This is a genomic window from Pedobacter sp. A2324 (assembly GCF_059693705.1).
This window is the reverse complement of record NZ_JCASSK010000002.1, coordinates 937,851-953,785: the sequence shown is the minus strand read 5'-3', so window position 1 is coordinate 953,785 and position 15,935 is coordinate 937,851. Positions and strand designations below refer to the sequence as shown.

The window sequence follows — 15,935 nt, the reverse complement described above, 5'->3', positions numbered from 1 at the left end:
TAGGGGTGGCCCGAAGGTTAGTAACTACAATCTGTTACCCTTAGTATCGGCTAACGCTTTTTGAATGGTAAACTCAATATAAGTGCGGTCGCGTTTAACCAAACGCATCAAATCTGTCACCAACTGATCTTCATTACCCGGTGTAAAATCCAAAGGCTCATTTGCAAGGTCGCGGTATTTACGTAAGAACTTTGTTTTTACCTTAAATGCAGTTTCTGAAGTAAGTTGAAAATTAGCCATAGCACTTTTTATTTGCTGCAAAAGTAATAAAAAATATTTGTTAAGGATTGTGCTTTTAATCGCGCGGATGATAAATTATGCGCAGAAAGAGTTTCTGCACGATAATTGTGTTAAATCGCCGTTATAAAATCTAAACACATATTAAAGCCTTTTGAACTAAAAAAATCAATTATGAAAAAGATCATTTTATCTGTTGTTTTCCTAACAGTAAGTTGGGCAGCAGCTCAGGCACAAAGTTTTAACCTCGGTGTTAAAGCAGGTGTAAATCTTGCCAAAATAAATGCTGATTTTGCCAGCGAAGAAAACAGATTGGGTTACCAGATTGGTGCCTGGGCACGCATTGGTGGCTCCAGCTTTTATGTACAGCCCGAAGCTTACATTGGCAGTAAAGGAAATAAATTTGTTAGTGTGACTACAAATAACGGAACCGAGGTATCTGCAGAAGGTAAGGTTAAATTTACCACATTAGATGTGCCGGTTTTACTGGGAACTAAATTCGGTGCGAAAAACTTAAACTTCCGCTTAATGGCCGGCCCTGTCATTTCATTTGTATTGGATGAAAATTCCAGCTTTAGCTCGGCCTATCAGCAGGCTACAGATTTTGATAACTACAAAAACCAGGCATTGGGCTTACAGGCAGGTGCCGGTGTAGATGTAGGTGCAATTTCTGTCGACTTACGTTACGAAGCTGGTTTATCTAATATTAGCAAAAGCGAAAAGTATAGTCAGAAACCAAACTTGTTTCAGTTGAGTTTAGGGTTTAAGATTCTTTGAAAGATGACATACAAAGGCAGCCTCGAGGTTGCCTTTTTTATTTAATAATTGTCAAAATGCCACTTAGTGTCCCTCAGTTATTTACCAAGTCGATCAGGTAATAATAAATATCAACGGGAAGAGGTTTCACGTTAAAAGTCCCGTCAAATGCTTTTGTGTAACCTTTTGAGTAAAACAATCAGCTACCTATTCTGTTTAAGACCACAAATTCGGCGTTAGGGTAGTTTTCAACGCCCTCGATCTGCCAGATATCATTTATGCCATCCCCATTTGGTGTAAATGAATTAGGTACTCTGGGCACTTCTTTATTCTGGTTTTTAAAGTTTATCAGGCCGCTTCTTACTTCACACCCATAGCCGATTGGTTACCAGCAAACGATAAATCCCCGGTACGATTTGTTTAAACATTAGTTCTTCGGAAAGTACATTACCATCTACCCATTGATAACGAAAAGGTTGTGTACGCCCACTATGTCAATTACTATAATACTTATAGTTTTGCCATCACAGCTGGTAAAACTTTGCATTTTTGTTAAATCAATTACAGGAAGTGCTGCTTCAGTTACAATAAAACGTCCCGCCTCATTGCTACAACGCTCCCCATCTGATGCTATGAGTCTATATGTCCCTGGGAAGACATTCTCTAGGTTTTAGAGATTTGATTACCGTCTTCATCCAACCAGGTAAAAAATAGAGGAACATCTGCTTGGTAAGTTTTGATCTGAATCCCTCCATTGTTATTTCCGCAGCTTGCATTTATAATCCCATTAAATTTCAATTTTTTTAGAATTCATCAGCTTAAGTCCGTTAAAATACTCTTTTGCTATCCTGATTAACGAAATTTTGATGTTCGGATTATTGAGTGTCGAAACCGGCTGTGAGGTGGCATCTATAACGACATTAAAACTTATCTGAGGATGCTCACTTGCCAATGATACCGTAACATCTGATGATGTGCTTCCACTTAAATCAAAATAGATATAGTCGGTGGTGACGGTTCCATTTGCATTCGCCATGATAATCGCTTCACGCAGCGTACCGGGCCCTGAATCGCTGTTTGAGATAATAGTAAAAATATCCGCACTAAGCTTTCCCGTAATTAGGATGCAAATAAAAAACAAGATTGTCTTTGTCAGTACTTATGTCCCTCGAAAGAAAAGAAAGCAAAGTCAGCGAACTGACTTTGCTTATGGTAACAATCTTTACTTAATAGAACGTGGTATAAGTTGTAATAGTAGGGATAAAATTTGCGTTGCCTAAAACTCCTTTTATATAAATTGTATATGCCCTTCCTTTAGAAAATGTAAGTGAGGCTGAAGTTGTAAATGCAGCACCTGTTGCAGAATTAACTAAAATAAACTTATTTACAGGAGCTACTCCTGATCCAGGGGTTGGGATCTCTGCCCAGTTCGATGATGCATTATAAGAAACATTTGAAATAAGTTTTGGACCTGTGGCTACATCACCTCGAACCAAATCAAGATTTGGTGCACCATTTAAAACGTTGATTAATCTAACGAATATTTTTGAGGTGTCAAGAGCAGGTTTGATATCCTCGATGATTAGTGAAGAGGGAATTTTCTTGGTAGAGGTAGAGTATTGGCCAGTGGTAAATATGGTATAATATTTTCCTGCAACGGGATTGATAGGAGTGTTAAAAACTTCTAGCCCACCATCGGATGTTGCTGCAGCTACAATTTTACCGGTTAAAACATGGGCTCCTGGAGTAGTAGTGGCATAACCTAAATCGGGAAATAATGATGTTGCTGTGGTATAATTGTAGCCTGCATTTTCAGTACCCGTACTAGACAAACCAGCCGAAAATTTAATTCCGTCAATAAAGTAATTTATTGTTGGACTACTGGGAGTTACGTTGATAATCTTCAAGTAGGAGTACTTTGGATCACCTGGAGCAATAGTTTCATATTTACTATTCTCCACAAGGGAAAGTTTCTTACATGCTGAAAGCAGCAATACACAAACCGCGATTAGATAGAATATCTTTTTCATCTTTTGAATTTAGGAGTTTAAGGCTGCGAGAACCACATTTTAACGGTATGATAATTTAACTGATCAGCACCAATTTTTTTCAATGCTTCTACGTTCCAGATATACTCTGAGTTATATCTTGGACGGAATCGCTGTGCTGGTTTACCTCCATTATCGGAAAAGAATAATGGTGGGAAAAAGAATGTATTTAAGTAAGGATTATTACCCTTAGAGTCTCCTTCATTGTAGTTATATTTCCTCAGGTCGCACCACGTTTCTACAAAACCATAACCATACAGCGCTAAATATTTCTGCAACATAATATCCCTCAAAGTTAATGTAGCAGGCGTTTGTTTCACCGCAGCACTAGCAAGATAAGCTGTTTTTTCTGCTGAAGTAATTGCCGTGCCTAGTGCACTTACAAAATCTATGCTCAAAGAAATGCCATTAAGATAAGCAGTATGTGCCAAACCTAAGTTCCCCATTCTAAAAGCAGCTTCGGCTTTTATAAATTGAATTTCGCTCGCCGTCATAATCGGAAAACCAGCATTATCCTTGAACAAATATTTACCAAATGTTGCCCCAGGATTGACCCCATTCAAACTTCCCCATGGATTTGGAACTTGATTTCGAAGAGCCACAGTTCCTGGATCTGACGAGCCTGGATTAGTTCCTCTGTAAAGTCCATCTTGAGACGGTGAAATCATATTGTTCCGCCTTGGATCAATTACTGTTCCGCTTATTCCAACAAGATAGGTACCGTCAAGCAAACCAACAATCATCCTGGTTTGACGATACGAAGCCAGGTTAGCTCGTAGTGGGCCAAAGAAGTTACCATTAGCAGCGGAAGAGCCGGTATTGGGGACAATGAAATTATCTGAATTAGCTGCCAGAGACTTATCAGCATATTCAATAACTTTTGCAGGGTCATAACTCGCTTTATTGATTAGATTATTTGCATTTCGCGCTAAAAGGCCATAATTAAACTTGATCCATTTGGAATTGTCCCCTGCGTAAGCTAAATCGGAAGTTGCCATCTTCGCTACAGTTCCGGTGCCATCGGTTCTGGAAAAATTAGCTATTGATAGATTTGCCAATCTTACGACTTCAGCATATACATCCGCCTGGGAATCATAATCAAAAGTATAGCGATTAGGTTCATATGCTTGTTTGAGGATAATCTCTCCGTGATAATCCGTTGTGATCTGCCAACCCCAGGCTTTTAATGCCTGAGCCAATCCAACAAAATTCCACTCTTGCTTATCAGTGGATTTAGAAATGATAAGGTTTAAGTTACCGCCTAAACCATAATAATTGGTACGCCAGATTTCACCCGCCGCATCACTTGATGCAATGTACCCGTGGGTCTCACCTACATTTACGTTTCCGCCAAAGTATTGTACAATCGGTCCCACATATCGGGAATCAAACTGAGTTCCCCTTTCCATCTGCGCAAATAACGGAGGTGTCAATGTTCTGCTTTCAGCTTCTTGAGGAGTTGCAGGATCTGTATTAATATCCAAATATTTCTTACAACCGGATGATAGTATAATTGCACAACATGCAACTAATAAATATGCCTTTTTCATTTTACTTCTTGTTAAAAACCAATTTTAAGACCAAAATTATAACCTCTTGGCTGCCCCGCAGATCCATAGTCGATTCCATTACCTCCCAATCCTCCAGCAGCTGCGCTCAAACCACTGGTTTGCGGATCAACACCATTATAATTAGTTAACATTAACAGGTCTGTTCCGGTAAAGAATACACTTGCACTTTTAAAAACTTTGTTATTTGTAAATAAACTTTTAGGCAAGTTATAACTAAGGGTAATATCTTTTAGTCTTACCCAGTTAACATCTTTCTGAATAAAATCTGCGGTATTAAATGATGTTGAATAATAACTGGTCGTGATATAAGGGATCACTACAATATTATTTTTTGTTGGATTAGCAGTATTTTCCAATCCATCTCTAAAAACCCCCTCTATTATACGGGGAGTTTCACGATCTAAACTTAATTTAGACAATCCCCGAATGTAAAGGTACTCTTCAGTAGCGTTGTAAATATCTCCTCCAACTTTAATGTCGAGTAAGAATGATAGGTTGAAATTCTTATAGGTGAAACTGTTTGTTATACCAGCTGTAAAATCTGGAGTTCTGTCACCAACAAAAGTATAATTTGTATCCTTTATAGGCATTCCACTCGCAGGATTAATTAAAACCTGTCCAGCATTATTACGTAAATAGTTTGTTGCTGCAATAGAAAGCAGAGATGATCCTAATGAATACTGAGCTCTTGCATAATCAGTTAGCCAGGTATCAGATAAATAAAAGACATCTTGACCGGCAGGTAAAGAGATTAATTTTCCACGATTTCTTGAAATATTGGCTGATATATCCCAACTGAAATCTTTTTGCTTGATTGGCGTGCCCTTAACCATGAGCTCAAAGCCCCTGTTCCTAATCTTACCGCTGTTAATGTACCCTAAAATTGCACCCGTAGCATAACTTAAACGGGGAGCAGTTATTTGCTTGTCCGAAACATTTTCATAAATTGAAAAATCAAATGAAAGCCTGTTGTTAAAGAAACCTAATTCAAAACCTGCTTCCTTTGAGGTTGTAAATTCTGCCACCAAATTAGGATTACCTGCAGTAACGTCTGTTGCGAACCCACCACCGGTTGTGGTCTGGGCTAGTAATTTGGTAGAGGTCACATATGCATTTCTTGCATCCTTCCCAGATTGACCGTAGGAAGCTCTTAACTTTCCAAATGATAACCATTTTAAATTCTTTACAGCTTTAAGATCTGAAAACACAAAACTTAGTGATGCCGCGGGATAAAAAAAGCTGTAGTTAGCAATTGGTAAGGTGGAGGAGTAATCTTGTCTTCCTGTCAATGTAAGGAATAATACGTCGTCGTACCCTAATTCCGCTTGTGCAAATCCCCCTACTTTTCTTTTGATAATGTTATTGTAAGCAACCCGTTGTGTAGTTGGGTCGGTGTTATTAATGCTGTAATAATCCTGTTCGTAAAATCTGGTCCCGAATTGTGCATTGGTTTCGTCTGCATCATCTAATAAGTCGCCGCCGATACGTAATACGGGTTTAAATTTACCAAAATCCTTTCGAAAAGTGCCTACTAACGAGGCATTGAAAAGACGTTTAACATCGGTATAAGTATTTATACCACCTCCGGAATAAACGGTTCCAGAAACGTTAGACGAATAAGATTGCGGATGATAGGCTGACATTCCTGTTTGTGTGAACATATCAGCACCTACTCTACCGACAACGGAAAACCACTTAGTTGGCGTATAATCCAATCCGATGTTAGTGATAGAACGATTCAGTTTATCCGAGTTTGGGTTCTTATTAATTGCCCAATAAGGATTATCCAACTCTCCAGATAAACTTCCGGTAATAGTTCTACGTCCCCCGGTAGCCGGATCTATGTAATTACGCATATCATCAACAATTGGCCACGAAAGCGCACTTAGCATCGCACTACCTGACCCTTTGTAAATCTTGTCCGTTTTGGAAGATATGATGTTAATTGACGCGTTTAGACTTAGTTTATCGCTTATTCGGGAAACGCCACTCAATTTAAAGTTAATGCTATTATAACCTGTACTAGGAAGATAACCAGATTGATCTGTGTAAGATAAGCTTGATCTCACCGAGAGCTTTTCAGATCCTCCTTCCACAGATGCGTTATGTTTTTGAGTGAAACCAGTCTGATAAAAATTTTCAACATTATTATACATAGGCAGGTTCGCTGGATACTTCGCCCCAAAATAGGTACGCGTTCTCAACTCTTCATCAAAAATTCCCCCGGCGCCACCGCCATATACGGTCTGGATTTCCGGAAACCGGTAGGCATTCTCAACCCTGAAATTATTGCTATAACTTGCCCGCGCCGTTCCCGCCTTAGCTTTTTTGGTGGTGATTACTACCGCTCCTGAAGCACCTTCTGTACCATATAGTGCCGCAGCCTCGGGGCCTTTCAAAATTGTTATAGACTCAATTTCTTCTGGATTGATATCCATTCCCCTGTTGCCGTAATCATTTGTTCTGTTAAAATTTCCTTGTCCAACAAGGCTGTAATCAGAAAATGTTTTATTTGATATCGGCAGACCATCAACTACAAACAAGGGTTGATTATCTCCATCTAAAGAAACACCCCCGCGTATAATGATCTGAGACGAAGCTCCGGGAGCACCTGTGGTGGGTGTAATAATAGCACCAGCAACGCGCCCCTGCAACGCATTAAGAAAGTTATCTCTTTGCGTTTCCGCAATTTCTGTCCCCCTTAAAGTCTGGGCTGCATATCCAAGAACTTTTTTGGACCTGGATATCCCTTGGCCCGTTACCACAACCTCTTCCAGATTACTTGCGTCAGTAATCATGTTTATAGTAATTGATGTTTGGTTACCTACTGATATTTCTTGAGTCCGATATCCAATATAAGATACAACCAGAATATCCGTTTTAATAGCCTTTACAGAAAAATTTCCGTCAGCATTTGTTTGTGTCGCTACCATTGTGCCTTTCACGCGAATGGATGCTCCGGGAATCGGCCCATCCGTGGATGTGACCTTACCTGTTACCGTAATCTGTTGCGCTATGGCGTGCGCCAGCAACAAAAACGTACCAAGAATAGTTAGTAGTAGTTTTTTTTTCATAAACTTCCTAGTTTAGGATAATGAATTAGTTAGTTGATTGTTGTTAGTAGTTTGCCTTTAATAAAACACGCATAATCACGCACTTTACTTATCATTTAGCTAATATCACAATTGTTTTTTGAATTAAAAACAATTTAACAAACTATTTAACAAGGAGTAACAAAATTAAATTGCAGAAACACGCACAAACACGCAAATATTTGAAAACTATTTTTAAATTCGTTTAAACCAAACCATCTATGCTCAAAAAAGAACGCCACGACTTTATTATGCGACAGATCAATTTGCATAACCGCGTGCTTACCTCCGATCTTGTCCAGCTATTAAATGTATCAGAAGATACCATCAGAAGAGATTTACAAGAACTGGTCGACGATGGACTGCTATTTAAAGTTCACGGTGGAGCCCTCTCAAAATCATACCATAGCTCATTCGACGACAGCACCGTGTATGCACGTGAAAGCAAAATTACAATCGCCAAAAAAGCCATCACCCTCATCAAAGATGGAATGGTTGTTCTCATTGGCGGTGGTACAACAATTCTCGAATTCGTAAAACAGCTTCCACAGAACATCTCCGCAACCTTCTTTACAATCAGTCCCCTGGTCGCAGTTGAACTCGCAAAATATAATAACGTTGAAGTGATCCTGATTGGTGGCCTCTTCTCAAAAAATTCACAAATCACCTACGGAGGACATGTAATCAGCCAGTTATCCGAAATCAAAGCCGATCTTTGCCTCATGGGAACCAGTGCAATTCACCCAACCGAAGGCCTAACCGATACCGATTGGGAGATCAATCAGCTGAAAAAAGCCATGATTGCCTGTTCGAAAAAAACTGCTGTTCTTTGCATTTCCGAAAAGCTCGACATCACCCTCAGATTGAAAGTATGTTCAATAGAAAACATCAGCTATCTGGTTACTGAGCTCGAAAAAACAAATCAATCCTTAGCCGGTTACCATACCCGCGAACTGAATATTCTCTAAATAACCCTTAATCCATAGCTTAGGCTAGCATAAAGGCAGTATCAACTCAGGTTCCATGGGTTAAAAAATTCATACGAAGCAATATAACTCCACCTTTTAGCGTAAAAAGGTAGTCTCACTGTGGAGTAGAGGTGGAGTCAGAAATCACTATTTCCACTTGAGTACTAAGCGGAAGTGCTACATCAATTTGTTGTAAAAACGAACAAACGTTTGTTTGATAGCAGGAGACTAAATATAATTAAATACGTGAAATAAAAGTAATTGACCATCATTATAAATTGGTCATAACTATATATATTTACTGCTCCGTACATTAAAAACCATAAAAAAAATGGCTAGATTAAATCTACTGGAGGAGACACGCTTTGAGAAGCTTCCCGTAAGCGTGTTCGACAATCCAAAAATTGCTTCTGTTAATGTGGCACATCGCATTGCCAATCTCATTAAGTCAAAACAAGCAAATAATGCACCTGCAGTACTGGGCTTAGCAACAGGTGTAACCCCGATAGCAGTTTACGCCGAACTGGTTAGACTGCATAAGGAGGAGGGGCTTAGTTTTAAAAACGTAATTACCTTTAATCTCGATGAGTATTATCCAATGCAGCCTAACGCCGCACAGAGTTACGTTACCTTCATGAATGAAAACCTTTTCGATCACATTGATATCGATAAGAATAATGTCCACATTCCGGATGGCACCCTTCCTTTGGAAGATATTGCAGCTTTTTGTCTCGACTACGAGAAAAAAATTGGCGAACTGGGTGGTCTCGACATCCAGATCCTGGGTATCGGACGTACAGGACACATTGGGTTTAACGAACCAGGCTCAGCTCCAAATTCAGGTACCCGCCTGGTTACACTCGACGATTTAACCAGAAGAGATGCTGCCCGTGATTTTGGCGGAAAGAGCTTTGTTCCTACCAAAGCCATCACTATGGGTATCGGAACTATTTTCAAGGCGCGCGAAATCATCCTGATGGCCTGGAACCGTAAAAAAGCTTCGATTATTAAAAAGGCCGTAGAAGGTGAAATTTCAGGAGAAGTTCCTGCCACTTACCTTCAGCTTTCTGAACATGTCGAATTTATCCTCGATACACCTGCAGCCTCAGAACTTACACGCTTCGACACGCCCTGGTTGGTTAAAGATTGCATATGGACTGATTCGCTGATCCGAAAAGCGGTAATCTGGCTTGCAAATACACTTAAAAAACCCATCTTAAAGTTAACTGAAGACGATTATAATAATAATGGTATGGCACAACTGGCTACTGAAAAAGGGCCGGTTTACAACATCAACATTCATATCTTCAACAAATTACAACATACCATCACCGGATGGCCGGGAGGTAAACCAAACGCCGATGATTCTCAACGCCCTGAAAGAGCTGATCCTGCGAAAAAACGGGTAATTATCTTCTCCCCTCACCCCGATGATGATGTCATCTCCATGGGAGGTACATTTATCCGCTTAGTGGATCAAAAGCATGATGTTCATGTGGCTTACCAAACTTCAGGAAATACCGCAGTTTGGGATGATGATGCACTCCGTTTTGTAGAGTTTAACGTTGATTTCACGGAAAAGATGGGTGTAGAAAATGCACACCTAAAGGACCTCTATCAAAAAATGAGAACCTTTATTGAGCAAAAGAAACCAAATCAGGTTGATACCCCGGAAATTCAAACGGTAAAAGGCCTGATCAGGAAAGGCGAAGCAATAGCAGGAGCACGCTATTGCGGACTGGAAGACGATCATATCCATTTTCAGGCACTTCCTTTTTATGAGAGTGGAAAAAGTCAGAAAAATCCGGTTACAGATGCAGATATCGAACTTACAATTGAGCTGCTTCAAAAAGTAAAACCTCAGCAAGTTTATGCCGCAGGCGATTTTGAAGACCCCCACGGCACACACATTGTATGTTTTAACATCATCCTCGCAGCCCTTACCCGCCTGCGTAAAACCGAAGAATGGGCAAAAGATTGCTGGCTATGGATGTATCGCGGTGCATGGCACGAGTTTGAAACCCATGAAATTGAAATGGCAGTTCCGATCTCTCCAAAAGAACTCGAACGCAAAAAATACGCAATCTTTAAACACCAGAGTCAGAAAGACAGGGCCGTTTTTCCAGGAGATGATGCTAGAGAATTCTGGCAAAGAGCAGAAGACCGGAACCGGGAAACAGCAAAAGCTTATGACGACCTGGGCTTAGCAGAGTACGAAGCCATGGAAGCTTTCGTAAGATGGAAATTCGAAGACTAATGTAACTCATAAACTTCCGAAGTCTCGCCCATGCGGATTTCGGAAGTTTTAACGGCAAAACTACTTAACCGTAGATTGTCTTTCCACAATTGTCGGCTCAATCACCACCTTCGAAATTTCCTGATAGGGGTGCTTTTGAGAAACCATTTTTAAAAACAGCTGCGCACAAGCCTCCCCAATCTGGTTTGGATGCTGATCAACAGTTGATAACTGGGGCGTAACGTAAGCAGAAAACGATTCGTTGGAAAAACCAATTACCCCAACCGCAGGTGCCGCATACCCTAACTCCTTTAACCGCTGACTGGCGCCCAGCGCCGTAAAATCATCGCCGGCAAGGCAGGCGTCTGGCCGGTTACCAAGCTGCATTAATGTATCCGCACCGATCCTGCCATCCTCAATAGATAAGCCACCAAAAACCATATGCTCACTAACTATAGGAAGTTGATAATCTTTTAATGCTGCCTGATAACCCTTCAACCGGTCATCGAATAATTTAATGCCATGGATTGTGGTAATCATTGCGATGCTTCGGTAACCCTGCTTAATCAAATGTTCAGTCGCCTGATACCCCGCTTTGAAATCATCAAGGGTAACAGTAGGAACATTCAGTTCTTCAATAATACGATCGAATAGAATAAGTGGTTTATTCTGCATCACTACTTCTTTAAAGTGCGCCGCAGTTTTTGTTTCGAGGGATATAGATGCCATAAGCCCGTCGACCTGAGCTTCCAGAAGCGTGGTCACCCCGTTAATTTCATCCTGTAACGACTCATTAGATTGATAAATAATCACGCGGTATCCATGCGCCTTCAAAACTTCTTCAATACAATGAATGATGGTCGCAAAAAAATAAGTTTGTACGCTGGGTACAATTACGCCAATGATATTCGTTTTCCCTGATTTCAGCGCTGATGCGAGTTTATTCGGACTATAATTCAGTTGCTTCGCCTTTGCAATTACAGCCTTGCGTGTTGCATCACTTATTGCCGGAAAACCACTTAACGCCCTCGATACAGTAGAAACGGTAATATTGAGCGCCTCCGCGATATCATATATGGTTGTTTTTTTCTTCAAAATGGAAATTGATGGAATCGAAATTAATCAATTCAGAAGGTTATTTTCAGGTAGCTTAAACTTTGATGATGATGTTTCGCTTATACATGAAGTATAGCAGCACATAAAACCCTAATACGTATGAAATTGCCCACACCAAAGAAGCATTAATTGGAGAAAAGAATGGTGTGTAGCAGGTGCTATAAAATTTCTCCAGCAAGGGCGTTTTTGATCCGTCAGCATTGCTGATTTTAATGAAGTTTAGAAGCCTTGGCATGAGTCCTGCCAGAAAAAACACCGTGATGGCATTCACGCCATATACCACGAATGGTGTAGTTATCTTCTTATAACCCTGAACATCAATCAACCAGTAACAAAGTGCCAAGCCCACAACCGCTAGCCCACCCGCGTATAGGACATAGGAGCTCGTCCACAAAGCTTTGTTAATGGGAAACTGAAGGTCCCACAATAAAGCCAATATAACCGATGCAATACCAATAGTAAAAAGCCAGGCCACTTTTGTAGGATGGTCTACATCTTTTCGCCGCATCCAAACACCAACTAAAATACCAAACAGGCAAGTCCCCACCGCTGGCAATGTGCTTAACACCCCTTCAGGATCCCAGGTTTTGGATGATGCCCATGTATGCGCTTCTGTTAAAATACCCCTGTCAATCCATGCAGCCAGATTGGTTTCTTTTTCCAGGTTTGGATAACCTACTCCCGGAACGGGAACAAAAGTCATAAGCGCCCAGTAAATGGCCAGAATAGCAATGAAAACCCTGAATATTGTTTTAGTGGAGCATTTTAAGAAAATGATACTGCTGATGATGAATACAATGCCAATTCGCTGTAAAACCCCAAGTATACGTACGGTTTGAAAGGCTTCCAGTAAGCTTTTTCCATCCATAATCACAGCCATTAGCTTCCCGAAAATAGCTAGAAAAAACCCCAATAGATAAAGTATTACACCCCTTTTCACCGCTTTCAGGATAACCTTACTGTGATTTGCCGGATCTTTTTTACTGTTACCCATCGCAAATGCAATGGATACACCCACAATCCACAAAAAAAATGGAAAAATTAAATCGGTTGGTGTACACCCATTCCATTCTGCATGTTCCAGTGGTGCATAAATGTGGCCCCAGCTTCCGGGATTGTTTACCAGAATCATTGCAGCAACAGTTAAGCCCCTAAAAAAGTCTAACGACAGCAGGCGTTGTTTGGGTTCGGTCATAGTCTGGTTTGGTTAAGCAAACTAATTTAAAGCTTTTGCTTACCAATTCAAACTATCATATATACATTATTTTGCAAGCGGCACCTCAACACCTACCGGCCCGCCTGGTTCGCTTTCGTTCTTCAGGCGATCCAAAGCAGTAACCAGGTAACTATAGCGCTTTCCGGCTTCCACACTGGTATCAATAAATGTCAGATAATCCTCAAAACTGATTTTAAGAATGTTTTTGGGATCAAGCACCGAAATCTTCTCCCCTTCATCAAAACGATAAATCACATATCCGGATGCGGTTTCTCCATCCTTTGCTTTTAGAGGATTCTGCCATTTTAAATGCACACCATCCTTAAGCGCGTCAGCAGTTAATGCCTGGGGTTCATTCGGCGGAACTTCATCCAGCCATGGCATTTGCGGAGGTAAGGCCTGGTATTTATAAAGATCATTTTTCAGGGAATCACCTACGGCTCTACCCACAGTACTTAATGATTTAGAACTGAAAAAAACACTCCCCTGAATTCTATTGTTGTCTCTGATATAGCGGATTTGCCGCGGAAGTTCTGAAAGATTTCTCCAAGCCAGCTCCGCTTTAGAGTTTACCAGATAGGCGCCCTGACCGATATATACGTGGCGGGCGTAGTTGTTATTACTCCACCAGTCTACCAGCGTACCAAATGGGGCTACTCTTCTGGTAAAGGTAAAGTAGATCTGGGGATTGATATAGTCTACCCAGCCTTCTCTAACCCATTTCCTGCTATCAGCAAACAATTCTGCATAATTCGATAAGCCACTGGTTGCAGATCCTTCCGGATCTTCATTCTTATTCTTCCAGATACCAAAAGGACTCACACCAAACTTGACCCATTTTTTGTAATGATGGATACTGTCATCCAACTGCTTGATCAGCATGTCTACATTGTTTCTGCGCCAGTCTCTGATGTCTGTAAAATTGTTAGGAAACTTACTGAACGTTGCGCTGTCATTGATGGTTTGTCCCTCAATTTTATACGGATAAAAATAATCATCAAAATGAATTCCATCAACATCATAACCTTTCACCACATCTAAAATAACCTGAACAATATACTCCCTTACATCAGGAATCCCGGGATCAAACTGCTTTTTGCCGCCATAGGTAAAAAACCAGTCGGGATGTTTACGAAAAGCATGATCTTCACTAAACACCGTGCTGCTACTCATGCTTGCCCGGTAAGGGTTAAACCAGGCATGTAGCTCCATCCCCCTGAAATGAGATTCTTTTATGGCAAACGCCAATGGATCATATCCCGGTGCTGGCGCCAGCCCTTGTTTACCCATCAGCCATTGGCTCCAGGGCTCCCTCGACTTTGAATAAAACGCATCCCCGGCAGGCCTAACCTGTAAGATAATGGCATTCATCCCCTGGCTTTTATGCCGCTCAAGGATGCCAATAAGTTCCTGTTTTTGCTGATCAACCGTTAAACCAGGGCGTGAAGGCCAATCTATATTGGTTACTGTGGCTACCCAAACGCCCCTAAATTCTCTTTTTGGTGCAATTTTTGTTAAAGGTTGTGCATTTAATATATTCGGTATTACAGTTAAAGTTAAAAGTGCGTATAGTAAGTTTTTAAGCATTATTTCTGTATTGTTTTTTGTTCAGGGTGTGTGTTTTTGTTATTTTAATACAAATCAACATTAGCATTAAACGATTTTTTTCAAAAAGTCTTATAATCTTTTTAAAAATTATAATTTGCGCCCGCTAAAATTAATTGTGTACCCCATTTACCTATGGAACAACAAAAGTATATTAATTTAAGAAGATACAGCATTATTAAAAAATGGAACCACAAAAGATTAATAAGGGCGATAGAAACAAAATTTACTTCCTGGTCATCGTTATCGCTGCACTTGTTGGAGTAAATGCCTACCTTTTCTTTAAGGATCGACAGCAAAGCGAAAAGTTTGTTACTGTAAGCACTGAAAAGGATAAGTTACGGCTAGAGGTTGAGAAAATTGAAGTGGAGCTGGATAAGGTGAACGCCCTGAACCTTGATCTTAACGATAAACTTGTGGAAGAACAAAAGCTTGCCCGGGAAAAAATTGAAGAATTAAAACAGTCACTGGAAAAGAATCAAATCACTCAGGGGGAGCTCGACAAGGCCAATTCGCAAATCAACGAACTCAAAACCTTTGTAAAGAATTATAACGATCAGATCATACAACTTCAAAAAGACAATATCTTTTTAAAGAATAGTAAAGATAGCCTGGAAAATACCTTAAAAAGTATTAGCAACAAAGCTTCCAGCCTCGAGAGTGAAAACGCAAACCTGAATGCCAAGGTAAAGAAAGCCGCAGCCCTAAAACTCCAATCGGCCGACATCGTAGCTTTCAGAACTAAATCCAGCGGAAAAAAAATCGAAGTAACTAAATCTTCAACTGCAGAAAAGCTCAGTGTACGCTTCAATGTTGTGCCAAATCAGGTAGCCGAAAAAGGTCACCACAATGTTTACCTTAGGGTTTTTGATCCTGCGGGAAACCTCCTTGCCGACGAAAGCAACCGTTTCGAAGCCGACGGTCAGGAAATGCAGTTCAGCCATTCCATCTACATTGATTACAATAACGACGACAGCACCTACGTAATCGATTGGGCCAATCCAAAACCATTTATAAAAGGAATCTACACCGTTATCCTATATGCAGACGGAAATACCATGGGAAAAGCCCAGATCGAACTCAGGTAATT

Annotated in this window: 13 protein-coding genes; 4 read left to right on the top strand and 9 right to left on the bottom strand. The window is 40.5% G+C overall.

Features of this window, described 5'->3' with window-relative positions:
* Positions 1-24 precede the first annotated feature (24 nt).
* Positions 25-240 carry a hypothetical protein gene (locus tag AC570I_RS09270; RefSeq protein WP_047799590.1) on the bottom strand — a complete coding sequence of 72 codons (216 nt, stop codon included), beginning with the start codon at positions 238-240 and terminating at the stop codon, positions 25-27.
* 171 nt (positions 241-411) lie between these two features.
* Between AC570I_RS09270 and AC570I_RS09265 the strand changes: the two genes are divergently transcribed.
* Positions 412-1,014, top strand: coding sequence for a porin family protein (locus AC570I_RS09265; protein WP_047799591.1), 603 nt, complete (start codon positions 412-414; stop codon positions 1,012-1,014).
* A 178-nt stretch (positions 1,015-1,192) separates the two neighbouring features.
* Here the strand turns inward: AC570I_RS09265 and AC570I_RS09260 are convergent, their stop codons facing one another.
* From AC570I_RS09260 to AC570I_RS09240, 5 genes are all read right to left on the bottom strand, one after another.
* The gene (locus AC570I_RS09260) at positions 1,193-1,315 is read right to left on the bottom strand and encodes a T9SS type B sorting domain-containing protein (RefSeq protein WP_497405233.1); all 123 of its coding nucleotides are present in this window, start codon (positions 1,313-1,315) and stop codon (positions 1,193-1,195) included.
* 465 nt (positions 1,316-1,780) lie between these two features.
* On the bottom strand, positions 1,781-2,134 hold the full coding sequence (locus AC570I_RS09255) for a hypothetical protein (RefSeq protein WP_497405232.1): 354 nt from the start codon (positions 2,132-2,134) through the stop codon (positions 1,781-1,783).
* Between the two features lie 85 nt (positions 2,135-2,219).
* On the bottom strand, positions 2,220-3,023 hold the full coding sequence (locus tag AC570I_RS09250) for a DUF4397 domain-containing protein (RefSeq protein WP_497405231.1): 804 nt from the start codon (positions 3,021-3,023) through the stop codon (positions 2,220-2,222).
* A gap of 17 nt (positions 3,024-3,040) precedes the next feature.
* Positions 3,041-4,591 carry a SusD/RagB family nutrient-binding outer membrane lipoprotein gene (locus AC570I_RS09245; RefSeq protein ID WP_497405230.1) on the bottom strand — a complete coding sequence of 517 codons (1,551 nt, stop codon included), beginning with the start codon at positions 4,589-4,591 and terminating at the stop codon, positions 3,041-3,043.
* Between the two features lie 11 nt (positions 4,592-4,602).
* Entirely contained in the window at positions 4,603-7,686 is a 3,084-nt protein-coding gene (locus tag AC570I_RS09240) for a SusC/RagA family TonB-linked outer membrane protein (protein ID WP_497405229.1), read from the bottom strand.
* Between the two features lie 239 nt (positions 7,687-7,925).
* Here AC570I_RS09240 and AC570I_RS09235 point away from each other — a divergent pair, with 239 nt between their 5' ends.
* Complete coding sequence (locus tag AC570I_RS09235) at positions 7,926-8,672, top strand: DeoR/GlpR family DNA-binding transcription regulator (protein WP_497405228.1); 747 nt, start codon at positions 7,926-7,928, stop codon at positions 8,670-8,672.
* Between the two features lie 331 nt (positions 8,673-9,003).
* Positions 9,004-10,929 carry a glucosamine-6-phosphate deaminase gene (nagB, locus tag AC570I_RS09230; RefSeq protein WP_497405227.1) on the top strand — a complete coding sequence of 642 codons (1,926 nt, stop codon included), beginning with the start codon at positions 9,004-9,006 and terminating at the stop codon, positions 10,927-10,929.
* A 60-nt stretch (positions 10,930-10,989) separates the two neighbouring features.
* On the opposite strand, the gene AC570I_RS09225 is transcribed toward nagB, so the two are convergent.
* The 3 genes from AC570I_RS09225 to AC570I_RS09215 form a co-directional block, all read right to left on the bottom strand.
* Positions 10,990-12,003: a LacI family DNA-binding transcriptional regulator gene (locus AC570I_RS09225; RefSeq protein WP_497405226.1), complete on the bottom strand. Its 1,014-nt coding sequence runs from the start codon at positions 12,001-12,003 to the stop codon at positions 10,990-10,992.
* Between the two features lie 55 nt (positions 12,004-12,058).
* A complete protein-coding gene (locus AC570I_RS09220) occupies positions 12,059-13,219 on the bottom strand; it encodes an acyltransferase family protein (protein WP_497405225.1) in 1,161 nt (386 codons plus the stop codon).
* A gap of 66 nt (positions 13,220-13,285) precedes the next feature.
* Positions 13,286-14,827 carry a glycoside hydrolase family 10-like protein gene (locus AC570I_RS09215; RefSeq protein WP_497405224.1) on the bottom strand — a complete coding sequence of 514 codons (1,542 nt, stop codon included), beginning with the start codon at positions 14,825-14,827 and terminating at the stop codon, positions 13,286-13,288.
* Positions 14,828-15,030: 203 nt separating this feature from the next.
* Here AC570I_RS09215 and AC570I_RS09210 point away from each other — a divergent pair, with 203 nt between their 5' ends.
* A complete protein-coding gene (locus tag AC570I_RS09210; RefSeq protein ID WP_497405223.1) occupies positions 15,031-15,933 on the top strand; it encodes a DUF8428 domain-containing protein in 903 nt (300 codons plus the stop codon).
* Positions 15,934-15,935: the final 2 nt, after the last annotated feature.

Excerpts from the sequence above, each read along its gene's own strand:
- AC570I_RS09220 (WP_497405225.1), bottom strand. The coding sequence starts at position 13,219 with ATGACCGAACCCAAACAACGCCTGCTGTCGTTAGACTTTTTTAGGGGC.
- AC570I_RS09245 (WP_497405230.1), bottom strand. The coding sequence starts at position 4,591 with ATGAAAAAGGCATATTTATTAGTTGCATGTTGTGCAATTATACTATCA.
- nagB (WP_497405227.1), top strand. The coding sequence starts at position 9,004 with ATGGCTAGATTAAATCTACTGGAGGAGACACGCTTTGAGAAGCTTCCC.
- AC570I_RS09215 (WP_497405224.1), bottom strand. The coding sequence starts at position 14,827 with ATGCTTAAAAACTTACTATACGCACTTTTAACTTTAACTGTAATACCG.
- AC570I_RS09265 (WP_047799591.1), top strand. The coding sequence starts at position 412 with ATGAAAAAGATCATTTTATCTGTTGTTTTCCTAACAGTAAGTTGGGCA.
- AC570I_RS09210 (WP_497405223.1), top strand. The coding sequence starts at position 15,031 with ATGGAACCACAAAAGATTAATAAGGGCGATAGAAACAAAATTTACTTC.
- AC570I_RS09270 (WP_047799590.1), bottom strand. The coding sequence starts at position 240 with ATGGCTAATTTTCAACTTACTTCAGAAACTGCATTTAAGGTAAAAACA.
- AC570I_RS09235 (WP_497405228.1), top strand. The coding sequence starts at position 7,926 with ATGCTCAAAAAAGAACGCCACGACTTTATTATGCGACAGATCAATTTG.
- AC570I_RS09240 (WP_497405229.1), bottom strand. The coding sequence starts at position 7,686 with ATGAAAAAAAAACTACTACTAACTATTCTTGGTACGTTTTTGTTGCTG.
- AC570I_RS09250 (WP_497405231.1), bottom strand. The coding sequence starts at position 3,023 with ATGAAAAAGATATTCTATCTAATCGCGGTTTGTGTATTGCTGCTTTCA.